The following is a 19,876-nucleotide window of genomic DNA, read 5'->3' as shown; positions in this document are numbered from 1 at the left end:
TATTTATTTTTGTGACAGGTGTGTGGATTTTGCGCGCCGGTTTTGTTGTCACAAAAATGTGTCGATAACTTATCGCGGGTCAACCTATGAATATTTTTGGGAAACGCGTTATCTCACCTGTGTCGCTGGCATTCTGCGTGGCGATTCTCGGCGGCTGCGCCAGTCCGCCACCGCCGCCACCGGTCACTCGACCACCTCCTGAACGCACCTGCCAGGCCATGGATAAAACCGATGTCCTGGGCGATGTACGGGCCGAAGACGGGCAGGTGACCCGAGTCACCACGACTACTCGCTGTGTCACGCAGTAACCTCGACCCGTTTGGGGGTATCACTCTGTAGGAGCGAGCTTGCTCCGGGCGGCGTTCCGACGATAGCGGTATATCAGTAAACATCATTGTTGAATCTGATACCGCCATCGCGAGCAAGCTCGCTCCCACCGGGATTTGTGGGACTCAGGCCATCAGGACAGGAAACCACCATCCACATTCAACGAAACACCTGTGGTGTAGCTGGAGGCGTCGCTGGCCAGGTACAACACCGCGCCGGCCATTTCGCTCGGGTCAGCCACGCGCTTGAGCGGGATCTGCTGCAAAGCGGTGTTCAGAATGGCTTCGTTTTTTACCAGCGCCGAGGCGAATTTGGTGTCGGTGAGGCCCGGCAACAATGCATTGCACCTAATCCCGAACTGCGCACACTCCTTGGCAAACACCTTGGTCATGTTGATGACCGCCGCCTTGGTCACCGAGTAGATGCCCTGGAAGATCCCCGGCGAAACGCCGTTGATCGACGCCACGTTGATGATGCTGCCGCCGCCGTTTTCGCGCATCAGTTTGCCGGCTTCGACCGACATGAAGAAGTAGCCGCGGATGTTCACGTCGACGGTTTTCTGGAAGGCGCTGAGGTCGGTGTCGAGCACGTTGCAGAACTGCGGGTTGGTCGCGGCGTTGTTGACCAGGATGTCGAGGCGGCCGAACTGTTCCTTGATGCTGGCGAAGACCTGGCTGATCTGCTCCATTTCGCCGATGTGGCAGGCGATGGCGGTGGCCTTGCCGCCGGCGGCGATGATCGCGTCGGCGACGTGTTGGCAGCCTTCGAGTTTGCGACTCGAGACGATTACGTGGGCGCCTTGCTGGGCCAGCAGTTTGGCGATGGCTTCACCGATGCCACGGCTGGCGCCGGAGACGAAAGCGATCTTGCCGTCGAGGTCGAACAACTGAGTCTTGGACATTGGGATTCCCTTATAAAAAGTCTTGTTATCGAGTCGAATGCCGGGGTTTTGCTGATGCTGTTTGGTAGGGACGGCTTGCTGCGTTTGGTCAGTAAGCGAGCGTTATCGTTAAAGACCTTCGCGAGCAAGCTCGCTCCTACAGGAGTTCGGTGGATCGGTGGATTGAATAGCATCAGGCTCAGAGGTTGGATTTCTGGATGACCTGCAAGCTCATCTGCTCCAGCAGCTTGTTCATGTGAATGAACTGCGCGAAGCGTTTGTCCTGGGTCTGGCCGTGGTAGAAGCGGTAGTAGATCTGCTGCACGATGCCGGCCAGACGGAACAGGCCGTAGGTGTAGTAGAAGTCGAAATTGTCGATGCGGATGCCCGAGCGTTCGGCGTAGTAATCGACGAACTCGCGGCGGGTCAGCATGCCCGGCGCATGGCTCGGCTGGCGGCGCATCATCTGCACCGGCGCCGGATCATCGGCTTCGATCCAGTAGGCGAGGGTGTTGCCCAGGTCCATCAGCGGATCGCCCAGGGTGGTCAGTTCCCAGTCGAGCACGCCGATGATCTGCATCGGGTTGTTCGGGTCGAGGATCACGTTGTCGAAGCGGTAGTCGTTGTGCACGATGCTGGAGACCGGATGGTCGGCCGGCATCTTGTCGTTGAGCCAGGCTTTCACCGATTGCCATTGTGGCGCATCGGGGGTCAGGGCTTTTTCGTAGCGATCGCTCCAGCCTTTGATTTGCCGCGCCACGTAACCTTCGGGTTTGCCCAGGTCGCCCAGGCCGTAGGCGTTGTAGTCGACGCGATGCAATTCCACGAACTTGTCGATGAAGCTCTTGCACAGGGCTTCGGTTTTTGCCGGATCCAGGCCCAGTTCCGGCGGCAGGTCCGAGCGCAGGATGATGCCGTTGACCCGCTCCATGACATAGAACTCGGCACCGATCACCGATTCGTCGGTGCAGTGCACATAGGCTTTCGGGCAGTACGGAAAGCCGTCGCGCAGTTGATTGAGGATGCGGAATTCACGGCCCATGTCGTGGGCCGACTTGGCCTTGTGGCCAAAGGGCGGGCGACGCAGGACGAATTCCTGTTCGGGGTATTCCAGCAAGTAGGTGAGGTTGGAAGCGCCGCCCGGAAACTGGCTGATCCGTGGCAAGCCGCTGAGCCCCGGAATATGGGCCTTGAGGTACGGATCGATCAGGCTGGCATCGAGCTCTTCGCCGGTGCGGATACGGGTGGACTGGTCATTAAGCGCCATGCTTATCCCTTCTGCTTATTCTGGAGGCCTGAAACTATTGGCTAATCTAATGCCCAGACTGCGCACCCACAACCGCGAATGGCTCTTATAGGCGAGCGTGTTGCCGGCCAATCATTGTTTTTGATACAGCTGTTTGAATCGCCGTCACTGGGCGACATGGCTCGTGGCAGGTGGCAAGTCGATCGGCGTCAGCACCGGTTGGCTGGAGAAAAACGCCACGAGGTTCTTGCCCACCAGTTCGACGGTACCTTGGGTGGCTTCCGGGGACAGCCCGGCGACATGGGGCGTGAGGATCACGTTGCTCAGGGTCTTGAGTGCATCCGGCACCTTCGGTTCGGCGTCGAACACATCCAGCGCGGCACCGGCGATCCGGCGTTGCTCCAGGGCGCTGATCAGGTCAGCGGTGGCAATCACACTGGCCCGGGCGATGTTGACGATAAATCCCTTGGGCCCCAACGCGTCGAGTACCTGGCGATTGACCAGGTGCCTGGTGGCCGGGCCGCCGGGCGTGGCGACGATCAGGAAGTCCGAGGTGCGCGCCAGTTCGGTCGGGGTCGAGCAGAAGGTGTAGGGCGCATCGCTGCGAAGCTGGCGATTGTGGTAACCAATGGTCATGTCGAAACCGGCGCTGGCGCGTTTGGCGATTGCCATGCCGACCGCGCCGAGGCCAAGGATGCCCAGGCGTTTGCCAGCGAGGGAAGGGCGCATGATCTTCGGCCACTCGCCGCGTCGTACGGCAGCATCACAGCGGGGTATATCGCGCACCAGCGACAGCAGCAGCGCCATGGCATGGTCGGCGACGGACGAGGCGTTGACCCCGGCGCCATTGGTGACGGTGATGCCCCGGTCGGCGGCGGCCTGCAGGTCGACGTGTTCATAGCCGGCACCGATCACGCAGATGATCTTGAGGTGGGGCAGCGCGGCGATTTCATCGGCATACAGCCCCAATGGGCCACGGGTGAGGACGGCATCGATCTGCCCGGCGTGGCCGACAATGGCCTCGGCGCGCTCGGCGGGCGTCGGGGCCAGAATCAGATGGAAGCCCTGATGCTCGAGGATGGGCAGGTAATCATTGATGGTTTCAACCAGTACCAGAACGGTTACGGGCATGCTTGGCTCCCTGTGGGTATCGTAAAATCGGCTCGAGCGGCGCTTTGTTTCGACGACATGAGGGTGGCACGGGCGGCTTCGAGAATCTCGTCCGAGAGCGGGTCGCCGCGGGTGGCCCGGGACAGCATCAGCGCGCCGAACATCAGCGAATACTGCACCAGCGCCTGCTGCCGTTTGCCGGCTTCGTCCTCTGCGTCCAGCAGCGAGCCGAGGGAATCGAGCAGGTTGTTCAGGCCCTGCAGGTAGGTTTGGCGCAAGCCACTTTCGGCGGTCTCGTGGCACATGTCCCCGGCAAAGGCCACCACCGGGCAGCTGTCGCCCGGATTGTCCCGGCTTTCGCGAGACAGGTACGGTTCGACCACGGCGCGGCGGGCGGCGTCCTTGCTGTCATGCTCGGCCACCCGCGCTTGCCAGCGCTGCGCGGCCTGCTCGAAGGCTCTGCCGCTGGCCTCTTGCGCCAGGGCTTCCCTGGATTCGAAGTGCCCGTAGAATCCGCCGTGGGTCAGGCCCGCGGCGGCCATCACATCGACCACACTGATCCCGTGCAAACCACGTTCGCGAAACAGCCGTGTGGCGGCTTCGACTATGGTCTCGCGGTTGAGATCGGCTTGTTTGCGGGAAACTCGGGGCATGGGGCATTCTCGGGGTTGCAGGTTGAGTATCAGAGGGCGTATTGGGCAATCCCGTTGCCGAACGACCAGTTCTCTTTTTTCACTTCCACCAGATTAATGAAAACGTCCTCCAGGCGCACGGCCAGCTCTGTGTTAAGGCTCTCGGCGATTGTTTTGTAGAGGCGTTGTTTCTGCTCGACGGTCCGGCCTTCGCTCATGGTGATCTGGATTACCACCAGTTGGTCCGTGCGGTTGATGCCCAGATAACCGGGATCAAAGATGAAATGCTGCGTATCGTGTTCGGCGAGTATCTGGAAATTATCGTTCTCCGGCACGCCGATGGTGTTGTGCATGGCGGCATAGATCAGTTGGCCGATGCGCTTGGCGTAGTTGGGGTCCTGATGTTTTTTGATGTCGACGCGAACCAGTGGCATGGGAAGACTCCAGAAGGAATGCAGGTCAGTTAAAAATACATGACGATGGACCTTTATCAAGTGACGGATGCCATCTGGCGATGAAACGTAGCCTCGAAAACACCGCAATTCCTTGTGGGAGCGAGCTTGCTCGCGATAGCGGTGTGTCAGTCAAATAGATGTTGGATGTGCCAAAGCCATCGCGAGCAAGCTCGCTCCCACAGGGGATCTCCCACAGGGGATTTTCATCTATCTGGTACCACCGTTCCTCACCTAAGCCTTTGCTTCTGTTCACTAATCCTCCAGAATCGCGCCCCTGTTTCGGCCGGACGCCGCCTGTCGGGTATTCCGACGCGTCCAGGCCGGGTGGCAAGTGACCGGAATGTGGAGATCCCACCGGATGAATGATCAGGCCAATAGCGTTAACGAACGCTATGTAGACGCGACACCAGCAACACTGTCGAGCTGGAATCGCCAAGACACCACCTGGATGCTGGGCCTGTTTGGCACGGCGATTGGTGCGGGTACTCTGTTTTTGCCGATCAACGCAGGCCTGGGCGGTTTCTGGCCGCTGCTGATCCTGGCGTTGCTGGCGTTCCCGATGACGTTCTACGCACACCGCGGGCTGACCCGTTTCGTACTGTCCGGTCGCGAAGGCGCCGACATCACTGAAGTGGTGGAAGAGCATTTCGGCATCAAGGCCGGTGCCCTGATCACCTTGCTGTACTTCTTCGCCATTTTCCCGATCCTGCTGATCTACAGCGTGGCCCTGACCAACACCGTGGGCAGTTTCCTCGAGCATCAACTGCACATCATGCCGCCACCGCGCGCCGTGCTGTCGCTGGTGCTGATCCTCGGCCTGCTGGCAGTGGTACGTTGCGGTGAGCAATTGATCGTCAAGGCCATGAGCCTGATGGTCTACCCGTTCATCGTTGCGCTGCTGTTCCTGGCGGTGTACCTGGTTCCCCACTGGAACGGCGGCATCCTCGCCACCGCCAGCAGCGTGCCGGCGCCTTCGGCGTTGCTGCACACGATGTGGCTGGCGATTCCGGTGATGGTGTTCTCGTTCAACCACTCGCCGATCATCTCGGCGTTCGCCGTGGACCAGAAGCGCCGCTATGGCGAGCACGCCGAGGCGCGCAGCTCGCAGATCCTGTCCCGCGCCCACCTGCTGATGGTGGTGATGGTGCTGTTCTTCGTCTTCAGTTGCGTGCTGACCCTGTCGCCAGCGCAACTGGCTGAAGCCAAGGCGCAGAACCTGTCGATCCTGTCGTACCTGGCCAACCACTTCAGCAACCCGACCATCGCCTTTGCGGCGCCGCTGATAGCCTTCGTGGCCATTTCCAAGTCGTTCCTGGGCCACTACATCGGCGCCAGCGAAGGCCTCAAGGGCCTGATCGTCAAGAGCGGCAAGCGTCCGTCCGCCAAGACCCTGGACCGCATGACCGCCGCGTTCATGCTGGTGGTGTGCTGGATCGTCGCCACGCTGAACCCGAGCATCCTCGGCATGATCGAAACCCTGGGTGGCCCGGTGATTGCGGCGATCCTGTTCCTGATGCCGATGTACGCCATCCGCAAGGTGCCGGCGATGGCACGCTATCGCGGTCAGGCGTCCAACGTCTTCGTGACGGCGGTGGGCCTGGTGGCGATTACGGCGCTGATCTACTCGCTGACTGCCTGACGTTAAAGATCAAGAGATCGGGTTGACCGATACATCGCAGCGGTTCGCGGCCGGTGTAGGAGCTGCCGAAGGCTGCGATCTTTTGATTTTCAGCTACAGTGGCCGCTGCACGTGATATGTGCAGCGGTTTTTTTTCGCCTGGAGACACCGGATTGTCGAGCGCCCCAAACGCTAATCCCATCGAGCAACCCAATCGCTGGCAGGACCTGTTGGCAGGGTTGTCGATTGCCGGCCTGTTGCTGCCCGAAGCGGTCGCCTATTCAAGCATCGCCGCACTGGCGCCCCAGGCCGGGGTGATCGCCTTGTTTGCCGGGTTGCTGTGTTATGGCCTGTTCGGCACCAGCCGATTTGCGATTGTCTCGGCCACTTCATCTTCCGCCGCCGTGCTGGCCGCTGCGACCGCCACCCTGGCCAATGGCGATCCTGAGCTTCGCTCGACCCTGGCCATCGGCCTGGTGCTGGTGACCGGGGCGTTTTTTTTGCTGGCCGGGCTGTTCAAACTCGGCAGCGTGACCTCGTTCATCGCCAAACCGGTGCTGCGCGGGTTTGCCTTTGGCCTGGCGCTGACCATTATTTTCAAGCAGGTCGCCAGCGTGGTCGGCGTGCATTTGACCGAGGCCAACCTGGTGGGTTTTCTGCCGCAATTGCTGGAACAACTGCCGCAATGGAACTGGGCGGCGGCTGGCGTCGGCGCCGTGGCGCTGGCCTTGTTATGGCTGTTCGCGCGCTTGCGGCGCCTGCCAGGTGGTTTGTTGGTGGTGGTGATCGGCATTGCGGCGGGGCAGTGGCTGGACCTGCCGGCTTATGGCGTGAAGCTTATCGGCGTGATCGACCTGAGCCTGGAGGTGCCGAAATTGCCGGTACTGCCGTTTGCCGACTGGCTGCGTCTCGGTGAATTGGCGTTCGCCATGGTGATGATTCTGTATGCGGAGTCTTATGGCTCGATCAGTGCCTATGCGCTCAAGCACGGTGATCGCGTCACCTCGAACCGCGACCTGCTTGCGCTGGGGGCATCCAACCTGTTGTCCGGCCTGTTCCACGGCATGCCGGCGGGGGCAGGGTATTCGGCAACGTCGGCCAATGAGGCGGCGGGTGCCACTTCGCGCCTGGCCGGTGTCGTGGCGGCGCTGGTGGTGCTGATCATTGTCGTGACGGTTCTGCCTTACATCGCCCTGACCCCGGAACCGATCCTCGCCGCCATCGTCATCCATGCCCTGGGGCGCGGCTTGAGCCTGCAGCCGCTGGGACGGTATTTCATCTGGCGCCGTGACCGCTTGCTGGTGATCTGCGCCGTGGGTGCGGTGTTGGTGCTGGGGGTGCTGGACGGCTTGCTGGTGGCGGTGGCGATCAGTATGTTGCTGATGCTCAAGCAGATGTCGGCGGCGGATATCCAGATTCTGGGACGCATCGATGGCGGTCACGACTTTGTCGACCTGCAACGCCACCCAACGGCGCTAGCAGTGTCTGGCGTGATGATTGTGCGGCCGGGGGAAGCGTTGTTCTTTGCCAACGTCGAGCGGATTCTTGGCGGCGCCTTGCGTCTGATCCGGCATTCGCAATCGCCGATTCATACGGTGATTCTCAGTCTTGAGGAATCGCCCGATCTGGATGGCACCAGCATCGAGGCGTTGCAGGAGTTTTTTGTGCGGGTGCATCAGGAAGGCAAACAGCTGATTCTGGCGCGTCTGAAGGACGACGCACAAACGGCGTTGGCGGCGTTGCCGCAGGTGGAGGTTAGCGGGGTGCTGCTGAGTGGGTTTAGCGTGGATGGAGCGGTGCAGCAAGCCCTCAGGCTGAACAAATGACTGTGCTGGCCTCATCGCGGGCAAGCCCCCCCCCAGTGATTTATGTCGTTCACAAAAACCTGTGGGAGCGGGCTTGCCCGCGAAGGCGGTATGTCGGTCACATCGATGTTGGATGTGCCGCCGTCTTCGTCGGAACGCCGCCCGGAGCAGGCTCGTTCCCACCAAAAGCAGGCTGGCCAATTGCGATACCGCGTACCGTCGGCGCCAGAACATGGCCGGTTTGATGCCGACCAACAGTTGATCGGGCCTGTGGGACAGGCGTACCGGGTTGAAATGATTGTGTGATTCGGGATGGTCGTTTGTCGGGCGTATGGCTATGCTCAGCGAGTTTGCCAATCGCCGATGATAACAACCACAGTGAAGCCATGAGCCAATCAGACACGCGTGCGACTGTTCTAGCGCTGTATCCGGAAGACTCCCGCGAGGCAGCGGCGTTGCTCAAGCAGGCAGTGCCGCTGATGGTTCGTCACAACATTGCGCCCAACCCGGTGCACTACGCGCTCTGGTACACCTACAGCAAAGGCCAGGAGCCGGAACTCAATCGGCACCTGGACCGGGTGGTCAGCGACTTCGACTATTTCCCGCCGGAGTCGGCCGCCAAACTGTTTCGCGAGTACATCATCCGCGATGAACTGACGGACGCCCGTTCCGGGCAACAGGAAGCGATCAACCTGGTCGACGACATGGAGCGCGATGTTTCGCGCAGCGTGAAGGGCAATCAGAATTTCCAGGCCAACCTTGGCCAATACCTGAAAATGCTCGAAGAGCCCGCCAGCGAGCACTTGCCGAGCATCCTGGTCCAGCTGCAACAGAGCACCCGGCTGATGCAAGGGCAGCAGGAACACTTCCTCGCCCAGTTACAGTCGGCGCAGCATGAAATCAAAAGCCTGCGCGACAAACTGGAGCGCGCCCAACTGGCCGCGACCCTCGATGGCCTGACCGAATTGCTCAACCGCACCACCTTCAATCGCAAGCTCGAGCAGGCGATGAACAACGCGGCGACCGGCGTGGCCCTGGTGATGCTGGATATCGACCACTTCAAGCACTTCAACGACCAGTACGGCCATCCCCTGGGTGACCGCGTGCTTCAGCATGTCGCCCAGGTGTTGCGAGACTCGCTGCCGGCCGAGGCCATTGCCGCGCGTTACGGTGGTGAAGAATTCTGTGTCGTGCTCAAGGATTGCCCGGATCTGGCGGCCGCCGGTGCTTTTGCCGAGCGCCTGCGCCTGAAAATCCAGGCGCTGCGGGTCAAGGCCCGGGGTACTGACACGGTGCTGGACACCATCACCGCGTCGTTCGGCGTGGCTCATGCTCAACCCGGTGACACGCCGGAAACCCTGCTGACCCGTGCCGACGATGCGCTGTATCAGGCCAAGCGCAGCGGGCGTAATCAGGTACGTTAGCCGAGGATGAAGTAGACCTTGCGCACCGGGGTGAGGTTTTCCCAGGTGCCATTGAATCCGCTGGCTACGACGAAAGAATCACCGGGGCCGAACGTGCGCGCAACGCCCTCGGCATCGGTCAGACGCACCGAGCCTTGCAGAATGTGACACAGCTCATCGTAATCGCACTGACAGCGCTCCCGATGCGGTCCCGCCTCCCAGATGCCGGCCACGGCGTTTTTCCCGGGTGCCACAAAGTGCCGCCAACTTTTGCTGCGATAAGGCGCGTCGACCACGGCCGGGTCGTTGATTTCAGTTTCACGGGGGGCAAGGTCGCTGGCGAAGTCGAGGACATGCCGGGGCAGGGCTGTGGACATGGTGGTCTCCGGATCAGGAATCGAAGCCGATGCCAAAGGCATCGAAGGACTTGAGCAGCCAGTCGCGGTGACCGTCGCGGTCTTCGCGCGCCAGTGAGCGTTGGGCCAGTTTCACCCCGACGTAACGCAAGGGTTCGGGCGGAAAGCGGAACGGCGCCTTGGAAGTCATCATCAGTTCGGTGCGTTCAGTGCGCTCGCCGGCCAGCAGGTCGAGCATGTTCAGTGCGGCGAAGCGGCTGGCGGACACCCCTTGCCCGGTGAAGCCCAAGGCATAGGCGACGCGGCCCTGGTGCTCGCAACCGGTGAACATCGTGGTGCGTGCGGAGGTGTCGATGATGCCGCCCCAGGCATGGCTGAAACGCACATCGCCCATGGCCGGGAAGGTTTGTTGGAATTGTTCGGCGAGGCGCTGGAAGCTTTGCGGGCGCTGGGTCAGTGCCTCGTCGCGGCGTCCGCCGAAATGGTAGATGGCATCAAAGCCGGCCCAGAGAATGCGGTTGTCGGCGGTCTTGCGCAGGTAGTGGAACCGGTTGCCGGCGTCGGCGATGCCGTAGCGGCCGGTCCAGCCGATGGCTTGCAGCTGCGCATCGCTCAAGGGTTCGCTGACCAGGCTGTAGTCGTAGACCGGGATCACGCTCGATGCCAGATGGCCGAGCAGCGGCGGGGCGATGTTGGTGGCGAGGGCGATTTTTCCAGCGGTCACTTCGCCGCTTTCTGTACGCAGGCGCACGTTGTCCTTGTCTGCATACAGTTTTAGGACCGGGCTGTTTTCAAAGAGCTGAATGCCTTGTTCAAGGCAAACGCGGCGCAGTTCAGCGGCCATTTTCGCCGGGTTGAGCAGGGCGTAATTGGGCTCGAACAGGCCGGCCGCATACGCCGGTGAATCAAGCTTCTGTGCCAGGTCGCTGCCTTCCAGCCACTGGCAGTCAATACCGAACTGCGCATAGTTGCGCTGCATCGAGCGCAACCCGTCGATCTGCCACGGTTGGCTGGCGACGTTGAGTTTGCCCTGGCGTTCGAACTCGACGTGCATGCCAAAGCGTTGCAGGTCGGCGGCCAGTTCATCAAGGTTCTGCCGGCCGAGGCGGATCAGTTGCTGTGCTTCATCCGGCCAGCGCTTGAGCGCGTTGGACACCCCATGGGAAATGCTCGGTGCGCAGAAACCGCCATTGCGCCCGCTGGCCTCGCCGCCGCAGCGTCGCGCCTCGATGATCGCGATGCTCAGCCCGGGGTTGCGCTGGCGCGCCAGTAACGCCGTCCACAATCCAGTAAATCCACCACCGACCACTGCCAGGTCGCATTGCACCGTGCCGGTGACGGAAGGTGCAGCGGGCGGTGGGGTGACAGTGTCCTGCCAAAAGGGATGGGGCAGGACATGGTCGAGGGAATCGAGACGCGGTGGGGCATTCATGCTGAAACTCCGGCGGTGTGTCGGGCAGCGACGATTGCGTTCGGTTGCCCGACGGGTTTTTGTTGTTTTGGCTAGAGATCAAGAATGGCGCGCGCGGCAATGTCGGTGCCGCGGGTCGCCTGCATGCGTTCGCTGAACGCTATGAGGCGTTGTTTCATCGGTTTATCCGCCAGCAGCTGTTCGAGGGCGGCGGGCAGGGCGGCCAGGGGATCGGCAAAGCGCGGCAGATAGCGGCCGACACCGACTTCCCCGGCGCGGGCGGCATTGTCGTGGCCGTCCCAGCAATACGGAATGATCAGCGACGGCAAACCGAAATACAGCGCCTCGCAGAAGCTGTTGTTGCCGCCGTGATGGATGAACACATCGCATTCCTTGAGCACCGCCGGCTGGGCAAACCAGCTGTCGAGGTACACGTTGTCCGGCACGGTGGTGTACATGTCGCGGTAGGCGCCGACGTTGACCAGGAAACGGTACGGCAAGGTTTCGATAGTGTTGATCAGGCGCTTCATCATCCCGGTGTCGGCCGCGCCGAGGCTGCCGAAGCTGAGGTAGATCAGCGGCGCGTCGTTGTGCCGTGGAAAGTCCGGGACGATGTACGGCGCTTCCCGTCGTACGCAGCCGTCGAGGTAGACGTAGCGCTGCGGGTCGAGCGGTTGCTGGCGTTCATAGCGCACTGGCGTCGGCGACAGCAGCAGGTTCAGCCATGGCGAGTCAGTGAGGAACTGCCCTGCAGGACACGGCGCCGTATTGTTGCTCAGGAGAAACTGCGAAAAGCGTTCATGGGCCGGTGCGACGGCTTTGAGGTAATGCTCGGAGTAACGCTCGCAGGCCTTCGTGTCACTGGCCAGGCATCCGGACAGGTACGGCGGGACGGCCGCATCCGGCAGCTCGGTTTCAGCGCAGGACACCATCCGCACCCACGGGCAACCGGCGTTGGCAATGGCCGGGAACATCACCACGTTGTCGAGCACGATCACGTCGGGCTTGAGGCGGCCGAGCAACTGCTGCAAGGGTTTTTCCGCTTCGATGGCGGTGTCGATGATGGCTTCCCAGGCCGGCGCCACGTAGCTGTCGATCTGCGCCAGTGGGGTCTGGTCGAAGTAGGGAATGCTGCGCTCGATGAAGCGCTCCCAGTAGTGCTGGTGTTCCGCCGCCGACAACGGGCTCACTTGCGGAATCGGGTATTCGTCGAAACCGTATTCGGCGAACAACCCCTGGAAATGTTCATGGCAGATGAACACCGGTCTGGCGCCCAGTTCACGCAACGACTGGGCGATACCAATGCAGTTCAAGGCCGCGCCGAAACTGGCTTCCGGAAACAGGGCGATCAGTTTTTGTTTTTGCATGGCGAGGGACTGTCCATGGCGGGTCAGCCCCGCCGCTCCTGAAGGTGTTTTGGATGCTGTCTTATTTTCAAAAAAAAATCATCATGTTTTTGCGAGTCGGTTAGCGACGCCCGAACAGATGACTTTGCGGGATGCCACGGTTGGCGGTTTGCGGGCGTTGCGCGGCGCTCAGGCGCAGGTGCAGGCGCAGCAGGTCGGCGGCGATCTCCATCTGCCCGCGTTCGATCTGCGCGATGATCTGCAGGTGTTCGCGCAGCGCCTCCTGCAGGCGGTGCACGCTCACCGATGGCAGCAGGTTCGGCAGGCGCCGCAGACCCTGGTGCTGGAGCAGGGCGTCGCTGATGAAGCGGTTGCCGCAGCTTTGGGCCAGCAGTTCGTGGAAGCTGATGTCCAGTTCGCGAAACTGCTGGATATCGAAATCTTCCACCGGGCTTGAGAGCAGGCTTTGCGTGGCGCTACGCAACAGCGCCAGGCGTTGCGGGTCCGCATTGAAGCTCGGGCTGAGCAAGGCTTCGGGCTCGAGAATCAGGCGGAATTTCAGGCTTTCTTCCAGAGCAGCCAGGCTGTTCAGCGACGGGCGAAACAGCCAGGACTGGCCGGGGCCGCGCTCGATGGCCTGGCTTTCGCTCAATTGCTGCAGGGCCTTTTGCGCCGCTGGCCGGCCGATGTCGTAGCGGCGCATCAGTTCGCTGATGCTGATGCTGTCGCCCAGGCGCCCGGCCATGCGATCGCGCAGTACCGAGGCAGCCAGTTCTTCTTCCTCGGCTTGCGGCAGGGTGGCGTTGAATGCCTGGCCTGTCGGCGATGCCAGCAATCGGTAACCCTTGCCGGCTTCATGGCTCAGCAGGTTTTCTTCCAGCAGCACTTTCAGCGCGCCGCGAATCAGCGTGCGCGAGACCTGGAAGGTCCGGGCCAGGGCCTGTTCGGCCACCGGGTCGCCGGCCATCAGGCCGCTTTCCTGAGTGTGCTCGAGGATGCGCCGGGCCAGTTCCAGGTGATTGGTGCGCGGTTTTTTTTCGACTGTCGTGCTCAAGCGTCTTTTCTCGTGGTGATCCGCTGTCGGGCTCGGTTGCTCATCTTATGTCATGCGCCGGTCAGTCGTCAGGCCGGAAAAAAGCGTTGACATCTTTTGATACTGGTCCTAATTTCTAAAAAAAAACACCAGTAATCGTTTCTCGTTTTGCCGTACTGCCTTCGAACACAACAATAAACAATCGTCGGGTGAGTATTTATGAGCAAGCTGAATGATCTTCTGTGCGTGGGGTTGGCCGTTTCCCTGGCGATCGCTTCACAGGCTGCAAGTGCGAAAGACATGGTGATTTCCATCTGGGACGGCTACATGGCTCCGGATGCGCTGGAGAAGTTCAAGGCTGCCAGCGGTGTGGACGTCGACAAGGCGCTGCACGCCACCAACGAAGAAATCATGGGCAAGCTGATGGCGTCTGGTGGTGAAGGGTACGACGTGGTGTTCGTCTCCTCGCCTTTCGCCGAAGTCCTGCACAAACAGGGGCTGCTGGCGGACATCGATCCGGTCAAGGTCCCCAACCTGAAAAACCTCTACCCCGAAGCCACTCACCTGGAATATGACCAGGGCAACCGGTTCTCCGTGCCTTACACATGGGGCACCACAGGCATCTGCTACCGCTCCGACAAGGTGACGCCGGCGCCGCAGAGCTGGAACGAGCTGCTCAATCCGAGCGATGCCCTCAAGGGCAAGGTGACGATGCTCGCCACCGACCGCTGGATGCTCGGTGCCGGTTTCCTCGCCAAGGGCTGGTCGGTCAACGACAACGACCCCGCGCAAATCGCCGCGGTTCGCGATCAACTGATCGCCACCAAGAAACGCATTCTCTCCTTCGACGACACCACCTTCTACTCCAAGCTCGCTTCCGGCGAATCGCTGATGGCGCATGCGTGGGACGGCTGGTGCAACTACGGCACCCAGGCCAACGCGGCAATCAGGTTCGTGGTGCCCAAGGAAGGTTCCGACCTGTGGGTGGACACCATGGTGGTGCTCAAGAATTCCAGGCACCAGGACGAAGCCTTCAAGTTCATCAACTTCATGCTGGCCAAGGACAACCACGCCTGGGTCGCCGAAAACATCCTCTACAAAGTCCCCAACCAGGCGGCCATGGCCGGGTTGTCCGCTGACTTGCTCAAGCAATACCCCAACCTGACCATCGCCCCTGCCGAGCTGCTGAAAATGGAGCAATTGCGCGACCTGGGCGGCACCACGCAAAAGGCCTACACCCGCGCCGTCACCGAAATCATGGCGGCGCAGAACTAACGCCACGTCGACCCGAGGCATGCCCGGCACGCCTCGCCACGCTCGCAAGCCGCCTCTGCCCTGAGGCGGGAGGATATGGGTAATGAGTGCTTTGCATGCTGACAGGCGCCTGTCGGCCTGGCTTCTTGCGCCCGGCTTCGGCTGGCTGCTGATGTTCCTGGTGATTCCGTGCCTGCTGGTGCTGGTCTACAGCTTTGTCGAACGCGGCGCGTATGGCGGCATCGACTGGTTGTTCACCTGGGAAAACTACCAGCGCGCGTTCGATCCGCTGTACCTCGGCATCCTGCTCAAGTCAGCGAAGATCGCCGGGCTGGCCACGGTATTCGCGGTGTTGATCGGCTACCCGGCGGCCTATGCGATTGCCCGCGCGCCACGGCGGCGTCAGGCGGTGTATCTGTTTCTGGTGATGCTGCCGTTCTGGAGCAATTACCTGATCCGTACTTACGCCTGGATCGTCCTGCTCAACCGCGAAGGTCTGATCAACCGCCTGCTGCAAGTGTTCGGCTACAGCGGCGACCCCATCAGCCTGCTGTACACCGAATCGTCCGTGGTGCTGGGGCTGGTCTACAACTATATCCCCTTTGTGATCCTGGCGATTTTCTCGTCGCTGTCGCGGATCAACAACGAATTGTGGGACGCCTCGAAAGACCTCGGCGCCTCGGGCTGGATGACCTTCCGCCGGATCATCCTGCCGCTGAGCGTGCCGGGTATCGCGGCGGGCGCGGTGTTTGTCTTCGTGCTGAGCATCGGCAACTTCATCACTGCCGACCTGCTGGGCGGCAAGCAGGTGCAGATGGTCGGCAACCTGATCTATTCGCAATTCCTCACGGCGCGGGACTGGCCGTTTGGCGCGGCGCTGAGCTTCTTTCTGATCGCGATCATGTTGATCCTGTTGTTCATCCAGGCACTGGTGGCCCGTCGTGCAGAAGGGGCGCGTTCATGAGTCAGTCTCGTTCTGTCAGCGCCACCGTGCTGGGTTCGCACCTGGGTCTGGTGTACGCCTTCCTTTATATACCGATCCTGGTGTTGATCCTGCTGTCGTTCAACAAGTCCGGATTGCCCACCGCCTGGGGCGGCGTATCGCTGAAGTGGTACGCGGCACTGGCGCACAACACGGCGATTCTGTCGGCGGCGCTCAACACCCTGATCGTTGCCTTGTCGGCGACCTTGATTGCCTGCGTGCTCGGCACGTTCCTGGCGCTGGGCATCGAGTTGCGCCGCAAGGACAACCACAAAGGCCAGGTGGTCGACACCTTGCTGATGGCGCCGATGATCATCCCCGACATCGTGCTGGCGATTGCGCTGTTGAGTTTCTTCAACCTGCTCAAGGTCGGCCTGGGGCTGCACTCGATCATCATCAGCCACGCCGTGTTCAACATCGCCTTCGTCTGCGCGGTGGTGCGCACGCGGCTCAAGCACTTCGACTATTCGATCCTCGAAGCCTCGATAGACCTCGGTGCGAGCTGGTTCACCACCTTTCGCCGGGTACTGCTGCCGGTGATTTTCCCCGGTGTGCTGGCCGGCGGTTTGCTGTCGTTCACCCTGTCGGTGGACGAATTCATCATCGCCTTTTTCAACTCCGGCTCCGGCCAGGCGTCCACCACCTTGCCCATGCAGATCTACGCCATGATCCGCTTCGGCGTCACCCCGGAAATCAACGCCCTGGCGACGCTGGTGATGCTGGTCAGCATCACCGCGCTGCTGGCTTCGCAGCGTCTCAACAAGGCTCCTCGCACCCATGAATAATTCATCTGCGGTATTGATCCTGGATAAGGTCAGCAAGTCTTATGGCAACGGCCTGGCGGTCAACGAGGTGTCGCTGAGCATCCGCGAGAACGAGTTCTTCGCGCTGCTGGGGCCGTCCGGCTGCGGCAAGACTACGCTGCTGCGCATGCTCGCCGGTTTCGAGACCCCCAGCGGTGGCTGCATCTACCTGGACGGCAATGACATCTCGCCGCTGCCGGCCAACAAGCGTCCGCTGAACCTGATGTTCCAGTCCTACGCGCTGTTCCCCAACATGACCGTGCGCAAGAACATTGCCTACGGCCTGGAGATGGAGCGCCTGCCGGAAAGCGAAATCCGCCGGCGGGTCGATGAAGTGCTGAGCACCGCGCAACTGGGCGAGCTGGCCGAGCGCAAGCCCGATCAGCTTTCCGGTGGCCAGCGCCAGCGAGTGGCATTGGCCCGGGCACTGGTCAAGCGTCCTCGGGTGTTGCTGCTCGACGAGCCCTTGGGTGCCCTCGACAAGAAGCTGCGGGAAAAGATGCAGCTGGAACTCAAGCGCCTGCAACACGAGAGTGGCATCACGTTCATCATCGTCACCCACGACCAGGAAGAAGCCCTGGTGATGTCCGACCGCATGGCGGTGCTCGATGGCGGCAAGGTCTGCCAGTGCGGCAGCCCGACCGAACTCTACGAAAACCCCAACAGTCGTTTTGTCGCCAACTTCATCGGCGTCAGCAACCTGCTCGAAGGCGTGCGCTCGGGCCCGCACTCGGTGCGGGTCAACGGCCAGGAGCTGAGCGTCGAAACCGACGCGCCGCCGGTGACCGGCCAATCCGTTGCCGTGGTGGTGCGCCCCGAACGTCTGCAAGTGCTGACGGAGCAGGGCAGCGATTGCGCCAATCAGGTCAGCGGCAAGATCGTCGAAGTCGCCTACCACGGCCTCGACACCAACCTGCACGTGCAGACCCCCCTCAGCGACAAGCCGCTGATCGTGCGCGTGCCGTCCTCACAGTTCGAATTCGCCCATTTTGCAATCGACACGACCATCCGGCTGGGCTGGCAGGCCCGGCATGCCCGCGTATTGACGCGCTGAACAATAAAAAGACCAGGCAGGAGCAGCACTCGATGAAACAGAAAGTGATCGCATTCTTCCCCGAAGCCGCCTACGGCCCGGCGCTGAACTCAGTCGGTATCGCCCAGGCGTGTGAAGCCCTGGGTCATAAAGCGGTGTTCCTCACCGACCCGGGCATGAGCGGTGTCTACGCCGGTTATGGTTTTGAAGAGCACAGGGTCAACATGTCGGCGCCGATGCCGGCCGAAGAGATGGCCCGCTACTGGGTGGATTTCATCAACGGCCACATTCCGAATTTCCGCAAGTCGCCGCTGGGCCAGATCGACAACTACGTCAAGGAATGCTGGGCCGCCATCGTCGAAACCGCCAAGTGGGCGCAAAAGGACCTGCCGGCGGTGCTGGACAAGGTCAAGCCCGACCTGATCTGCGTCGACAACGTGATCCTGTTCCCGGCGATCAAGCAATACGGCAAGCCGTGGGTGCGGATCATATCCTGCTCGGAAAACGAGATCGAAGACCCGGATATCCCGCCGCACCTGTCGGGCATGAGCATCGACGACAAGGCCGGCCACGCGCAATTCCGCCAGCGTTTCGAAGAAGTGGTCGGGCCGATCCACGACGACTTCAACCAGTTCCTCCAGGCCCATGGCGAGCAGCCGTATCCGCTGGGCACCTTCTTTGAAGCCTCACCGTACATGAACCTGTTGTTGTACCCGGATGCGGTCAAGTTCGACCGCCGCCATCCGTTGCCGGCCGAGCGTTTCCATTACCTGCAAGGTTGCGTGCGCCACGACACGCCGTACGAGATTCCGCCGTTCCGCGCCCACAACGACAAGCCGCTGCTGTACGCCAGCTTCGGCAGCCTCGGTTCCGGCGACGTCGAGTTGCTCAAGCGCCTGATCGAGGCGGTGGGCAAGCTGCCGTATCGGGCACTGTTCAACGTCGGCGAACACCTGGATGAGTACCCGGACCTGCCGGACAACGTGCAGATTTCCAACTGGTTCCCGCAGCCGTCGGTGATTGCCCAGGTCGACGCGGTGATCCACCACGGCGGCAACAACAGCTTCACCGAGTGCCTGTTCTTCGGCAAACCGGCGATCGTCATGTCCTACGTCTGGGACGGCCACGACAACGCCATGCGCGCCGAAGAAAGCGGCCACGGCTTCAAGCTCGATCGCTACGAATGGAGCGAAGAACAGCTCGCGGAAAAACTCCACGCGTGCCTCAACGACGAGGCGATGCGCCAACGCCTGCAGCGCACCAGCGCGCAGATGCAATCGCGCAAGGGGCCGCAAGACGCGGCCGCGATTCTCGACAAGGTGCTTAACCATGCCTGATTCATCCACCACGGCGGGTATCACGCCGTACCTCGAAGCCGTCAGCAGCCGCACCGACCTGGTGGACTGGGGCGTGCAGAGCGACGCCGTCGAAGGCGTCTCGCATTCCAGCGGCCGCTTACTGTTCAAGGGCCCGAACAACAGCCCGGAAACCGGATTGTGGGTGTGTACTCCCGGACGCTGGCGGCTGTCGATTCCCCGGGACGAGTTGTGTCATTTCATCGCGGGGCACGCGACCTACCGCCATGACAACGGCGAAGTGATCGAGGTTCGTCCCAACACCCTGGTGCTGTTCCCGGCCGGCTGGACGGGTGAATGCGACGTCCGCGAAACCCTGCGCAACGTTTACATGCTGGCCTGAACCTGAATACCCCACCCCTGTAGGAGCGAGCTTGCTCGCGAAAAACGCCAGGACAACGCCGTCATCCAGACAGCGCGCGTCATCGTTGACGACCATCGCGAGCAAGCTCGCTCCTACAAAAATCTGGAGAAAATAAATGACTACCCCGTTTCTGTACGACCCGCTAAGCATCACTGACGTCAAGGATTGGGGCGTGATCCCGACCATGCTTGAAGGTGAATCCCGTGTCTCCGGCGTGGTGCTGCACAAAGGCCCCGAAGGCCAGTCCGAATGCGGCATCTGGATCTGCACCCCGGGCAAGTGGTTCTGTCATGTCACCAGCGACGAGTTCTGCCACTTCCTCGAAGGCAGTTGCACCTACGTCCACGAGTCCGGCGAGGTGATCGAGATCAAGCCGGACACCGCCGCCTTCTTCGGCAAGGACTGGAAGGGTGTGTGTACCGTCCACGAGACCATCAAAAAGGTCTACATGATCCGGTGATCG

20 protein-coding genes are annotated in these 19,876 nt (G+C 61.3%); 11 read left to right on the top strand and 9 right to left on the bottom strand.

All coding sequences use genetic code 11. The annotated features are described in order from the left end of the window. Window positions 1-86 precede the first annotated feature (86 nt). Window positions 87-308: a hypothetical protein gene (locus AC1DKH_RS05120; RefSeq protein ID WP_477797622.1), complete on the top strand. Its 222-nt coding sequence runs from the start codon at window positions 87-89 to the stop codon at window positions 306-308. A 152-nt stretch (window positions 309-460) separates the two neighbouring features. Here the strand turns inward: AC1DKH_RS05120 and AC1DKH_RS05115 are convergent, their stop codons facing one another. From AC1DKH_RS05115 to AC1DKH_RS05095, 5 genes are all read right to left on the bottom strand, one after another. Next, window positions 461-1,228: an SDR family oxidoreductase gene (locus AC1DKH_RS05115; protein ID WP_008004617.1), complete on the bottom strand. Its 768-nt coding sequence runs from the start codon at window positions 1,226-1,228 to the stop codon at window positions 461-463. A gap of 178 nt (window positions 1,229-1,406) precedes the next feature. Beyond that, the gene (locus AC1DKH_RS05110; RefSeq protein ID WP_477797621.1) at window positions 1,407-2,474 is read right to left on the bottom strand and encodes a phosphotransferase family protein; all 1,068 of its coding nucleotides are present in this window, start codon (window positions 2,472-2,474) and stop codon (window positions 1,407-1,409) included. A 144-nt stretch (window positions 2,475-2,618) separates the two neighbouring features. Then, window positions 2,619-3,584 (bottom strand): 2-hydroxyacid dehydrogenase, encoded by a 966-nt coding sequence (locus AC1DKH_RS05105; protein ID WP_477797620.1) that lies wholly within the window; start codon window positions 3,582-3,584, stop codon window positions 2,619-2,621. Continuing rightward, window positions 3,575-4,216: a TetR/AcrR family transcriptional regulator gene (locus AC1DKH_RS05100; protein WP_477797619.1), complete on the bottom strand. Its 642-nt coding sequence runs from the start codon at window positions 4,214-4,216 to the stop codon at window positions 3,575-3,577. Before AC1DKH_RS05100 ends, AC1DKH_RS05105 begins: the two co-directional genes overlap by 10 nt. A 29-nt stretch (window positions 4,217-4,245) precedes the next feature. After that, window positions 4,246-4,629, bottom strand: coding sequence for a tautomerase family protein (locus tag AC1DKH_RS05095; RefSeq protein WP_477797618.1), 384 nt, complete (start codon window positions 4,627-4,629; stop codon window positions 4,246-4,248). Between the two features lie 379 nt (window positions 4,630-5,008). On the opposite strand from AC1DKH_RS05095, the gene AC1DKH_RS05090 reads away from it, so the two are divergent. From AC1DKH_RS05090 to AC1DKH_RS05080, 3 genes are all read left to right on the top strand, one after another. Then, window positions 5,009-6,289, top strand: a complete 1,281-nt coding sequence (locus AC1DKH_RS05090; protein WP_477797617.1) for a serine/threonine transporter — start codon at window positions 5,009-5,011, stop codon at window positions 6,287-6,289. Between the two features lie 152 nt (window positions 6,290-6,441). Then, window positions 6,442-8,094, top strand: coding sequence for a SulP family inorganic anion transporter (locus AC1DKH_RS05085; protein ID WP_477797616.1), 1,653 nt, complete (start codon window positions 6,442-6,444; stop codon window positions 8,092-8,094). A 365-nt stretch (window positions 8,095-8,459) separates the two neighbouring features. Next, window positions 8,460-9,497, top strand: coding sequence for a GGDEF domain-containing protein (locus AC1DKH_RS05080; RefSeq protein WP_477753279.1), 1,038 nt, complete (start codon window positions 8,460-8,462; stop codon window positions 9,495-9,497). Here AC1DKH_RS05080 and AC1DKH_RS05075 read toward each other — a convergent pair. From AC1DKH_RS05075 to AC1DKH_RS05060, 4 genes are all read right to left on the bottom strand, one after another. Then, window positions 9,494-9,853 (bottom strand): cupin domain-containing protein, encoded by a 360-nt coding sequence (locus AC1DKH_RS05075; protein ID WP_477797615.1) that lies wholly within the window; start codon window positions 9,851-9,853, stop codon window positions 9,494-9,496. The two genes, AC1DKH_RS05080 and AC1DKH_RS05075, sit on opposite strands and share 4 nt — an antisense overlap. Before the next feature lie 13 nt (window positions 9,854-9,866). Continuing rightward, window positions 9,867-11,264, bottom strand: a complete 1,398-nt coding sequence (locus AC1DKH_RS05070) for an NAD(P)/FAD-dependent oxidoreductase (RefSeq protein WP_477797614.1) — start codon at window positions 11,262-11,264, stop codon at window positions 9,867-9,869. 71 nt (window positions 11,265-11,335) lie between these two features. Continuing rightward, window positions 11,336-12,610 (bottom strand): nucleotide disphospho-sugar-binding domain-containing protein, encoded by a 1,275-nt coding sequence (locus tag AC1DKH_RS05065; RefSeq protein WP_477797613.1) that lies wholly within the window; start codon window positions 12,608-12,610, stop codon window positions 11,336-11,338. A 100-nt stretch (window positions 12,611-12,710) separates the two neighbouring features. Continuing rightward, a complete protein-coding gene (locus AC1DKH_RS05060) occupies window positions 12,711-13,643 on the bottom strand; it encodes a GntR family transcriptional regulator (protein ID WP_477797612.1) in 933 nt (310 codons plus the stop codon). Between the two features lie 198 nt (window positions 13,644-13,841). On the opposite strand from AC1DKH_RS05060, the gene AC1DKH_RS05055 reads away from it, so the two are divergent. The 7 genes from AC1DKH_RS05055 to AC1DKH_RS05025 all read left to right on the top strand — a co-directional run bounded on the left by AC1DKH_RS05055 (window position 13,842) and on the right by AC1DKH_RS05025 (window position 19,873). Next, on the top strand, window positions 13,842-14,897 hold the full coding sequence (locus AC1DKH_RS05055; RefSeq protein ID WP_477797611.1) for a polyamine ABC transporter substrate-binding protein: 1,056 nt from the start codon (window positions 13,842-13,844) through the stop codon (window positions 14,895-14,897). An 82-nt stretch (window positions 14,898-14,979) separates the two neighbouring features. Next, window positions 14,980-15,840 (top strand): ABC transporter permease, encoded by an 861-nt coding sequence (locus AC1DKH_RS05050; protein ID WP_477753285.1) that lies wholly within the window; start codon window positions 14,980-14,982, stop codon window positions 15,838-15,840. Then, window positions 15,837-16,643: an ABC transporter permease gene (locus tag AC1DKH_RS05045; RefSeq protein ID WP_477797610.1), complete on the top strand. Its 807-nt coding sequence runs from the start codon at window positions 15,837-15,839 to the stop codon at window positions 16,641-16,643. Before AC1DKH_RS05050 ends, AC1DKH_RS05045 begins: the two co-directional genes overlap by 4 nt. Then, entirely contained in the window at window positions 16,636-17,715 is a 1,080-nt protein-coding gene (locus AC1DKH_RS05040) for an ABC transporter ATP-binding protein (RefSeq protein ID WP_477797609.1), read from the top strand. The genes AC1DKH_RS05045 and AC1DKH_RS05040 overlap by 8 nt, the downstream gene beginning before the upstream one ends. A 32-nt stretch (window positions 17,716-17,747) precedes the next feature. Next, window positions 17,748-19,031 carry a nucleotide disphospho-sugar-binding domain-containing protein gene (locus AC1DKH_RS05035; protein ID WP_477797608.1) on the top strand — a complete coding sequence of 428 codons (1,284 nt, stop codon included), beginning with the start codon at window positions 17,748-17,750 and terminating at the stop codon, window positions 19,029-19,031. Further along, window positions 19,024-19,392 (top strand): cupin domain-containing protein, encoded by a 369-nt coding sequence (locus AC1DKH_RS05030; RefSeq protein ID WP_110661545.1) that lies wholly within the window; start codon window positions 19,024-19,026, stop codon window positions 19,390-19,392. The genes AC1DKH_RS05035 and AC1DKH_RS05030 overlap by 8 nt, the downstream gene beginning before the upstream one ends. A 136-nt stretch (window positions 19,393-19,528) precedes the next feature. After that, window positions 19,529-19,873 carry a cupin domain-containing protein gene (locus AC1DKH_RS05025; protein ID WP_477797607.1) on the top strand — a complete coding sequence of 115 codons (345 nt, stop codon included), beginning with the start codon at window positions 19,529-19,531 and terminating at the stop codon, window positions 19,871-19,873. Window positions 19,874-19,876: the final 3 nt, after the last annotated feature.

Source organism: Pseudomonas sp. 05L36, assembly GCF_056398125.1.
The sequence above is the reverse complement of the archived record's forward strand: the minus strand, read 5'-3'. Positions and strand labels throughout refer to the sequence as shown.

Excerpts from the sequence above, each read along its gene's own strand:
- AC1DKH_RS05105 (WP_477797620.1), bottom strand. The coding sequence starts at position 3,584 with ATGCCCGTAACCGTTCTGGTACTGGTTGAAACCATCAATGATTACCTG.
- AC1DKH_RS05055 (WP_477797611.1), top strand. The coding sequence starts at position 13,842 with ATGAGCAAGCTGAATGATCTTCTGTGCGTGGGGTTGGCCGTTTCCCTG.
- AC1DKH_RS05045 (WP_477797610.1), top strand. The coding sequence starts at position 15,837 with ATGAGTCAGTCTCGTTCTGTCAGCGCCACCGTGCTGGGTTCGCACCTG.
- AC1DKH_RS05080 (WP_477753279.1), top strand. The coding sequence starts at position 8,460 with ATGAGCCAATCAGACACGCGTGCGACTGTTCTAGCGCTGTATCCGGAA.
- AC1DKH_RS05100 (WP_477797619.1), bottom strand. The coding sequence starts at position 4,216 with ATGCCCCGAGTTTCCCGCAAACAAGCCGATCTCAACCGCGAGACCATA.
- AC1DKH_RS05075 (WP_477797615.1), bottom strand. The coding sequence starts at position 9,853 with ATGTCCACAGCCCTGCCCCGGCATGTCCTCGACTTCGCCAGCGACCTT.
- AC1DKH_RS05110 (WP_477797621.1), bottom strand. The coding sequence starts at position 2,474 with ATGGCGCTTAATGACCAGTCCACCCGTATCCGCACCGGCGAAGAGCTC.
- AC1DKH_RS05095 (WP_477797618.1), bottom strand. The coding sequence starts at position 4,629 with ATGCCACTGGTTCGCGTCGACATCAAAAAACATCAGGACCCCAACTAC.
- AC1DKH_RS05040 (WP_477797609.1), top strand. The coding sequence starts at position 16,636 with ATGAATAATTCATCTGCGGTATTGATCCTGGATAAGGTCAGCAAGTCT.
- AC1DKH_RS05050 (WP_477753285.1), top strand. The coding sequence starts at position 14,980 with ATGAGTGCTTTGCATGCTGACAGGCGCCTGTCGGCCTGGCTTCTTGCG.
- AC1DKH_RS05025 (WP_477797607.1), top strand. The coding sequence starts at position 19,529 with ATGACTACCCCGTTTCTGTACGACCCGCTAAGCATCACTGACGTCAAG.
- AC1DKH_RS05090 (WP_477797617.1), top strand. The coding sequence starts at position 5,009 with ATGAATGATCAGGCCAATAGCGTTAACGAACGCTATGTAGACGCGACA.
- AC1DKH_RS05115 (WP_008004617.1), bottom strand. The coding sequence starts at position 1,228 with ATGTCCAAGACTCAGTTGTTCGACCTCGACGGCAAGATCGCTTTCGTC.
- AC1DKH_RS05030 (WP_110661545.1), top strand. The coding sequence starts at position 19,024 with ATGCCTGATTCATCCACCACGGCGGGTATCACGCCGTACCTCGAAGCC.
- AC1DKH_RS05035 (WP_477797608.1), top strand. The coding sequence starts at position 17,748 with ATGAAACAGAAAGTGATCGCATTCTTCCCCGAAGCCGCCTACGGCCCG.
- AC1DKH_RS05065 (WP_477797613.1), bottom strand. The coding sequence starts at position 12,610 with ATGCAAAAACAAAAACTGATCGCCCTGTTTCCGGAAGCCAGTTTCGGC.
- AC1DKH_RS05120 (WP_477797622.1), top strand. The coding sequence starts at position 87 with ATGAATATTTTTGGGAAACGCGTTATCTCACCTGTGTCGCTGGCATTC.
- AC1DKH_RS05070 (WP_477797614.1), bottom strand. The coding sequence starts at position 11,264 with ATGAATGCCCCACCGCGTCTCGATTCCCTCGACCATGTCCTGCCCCAT.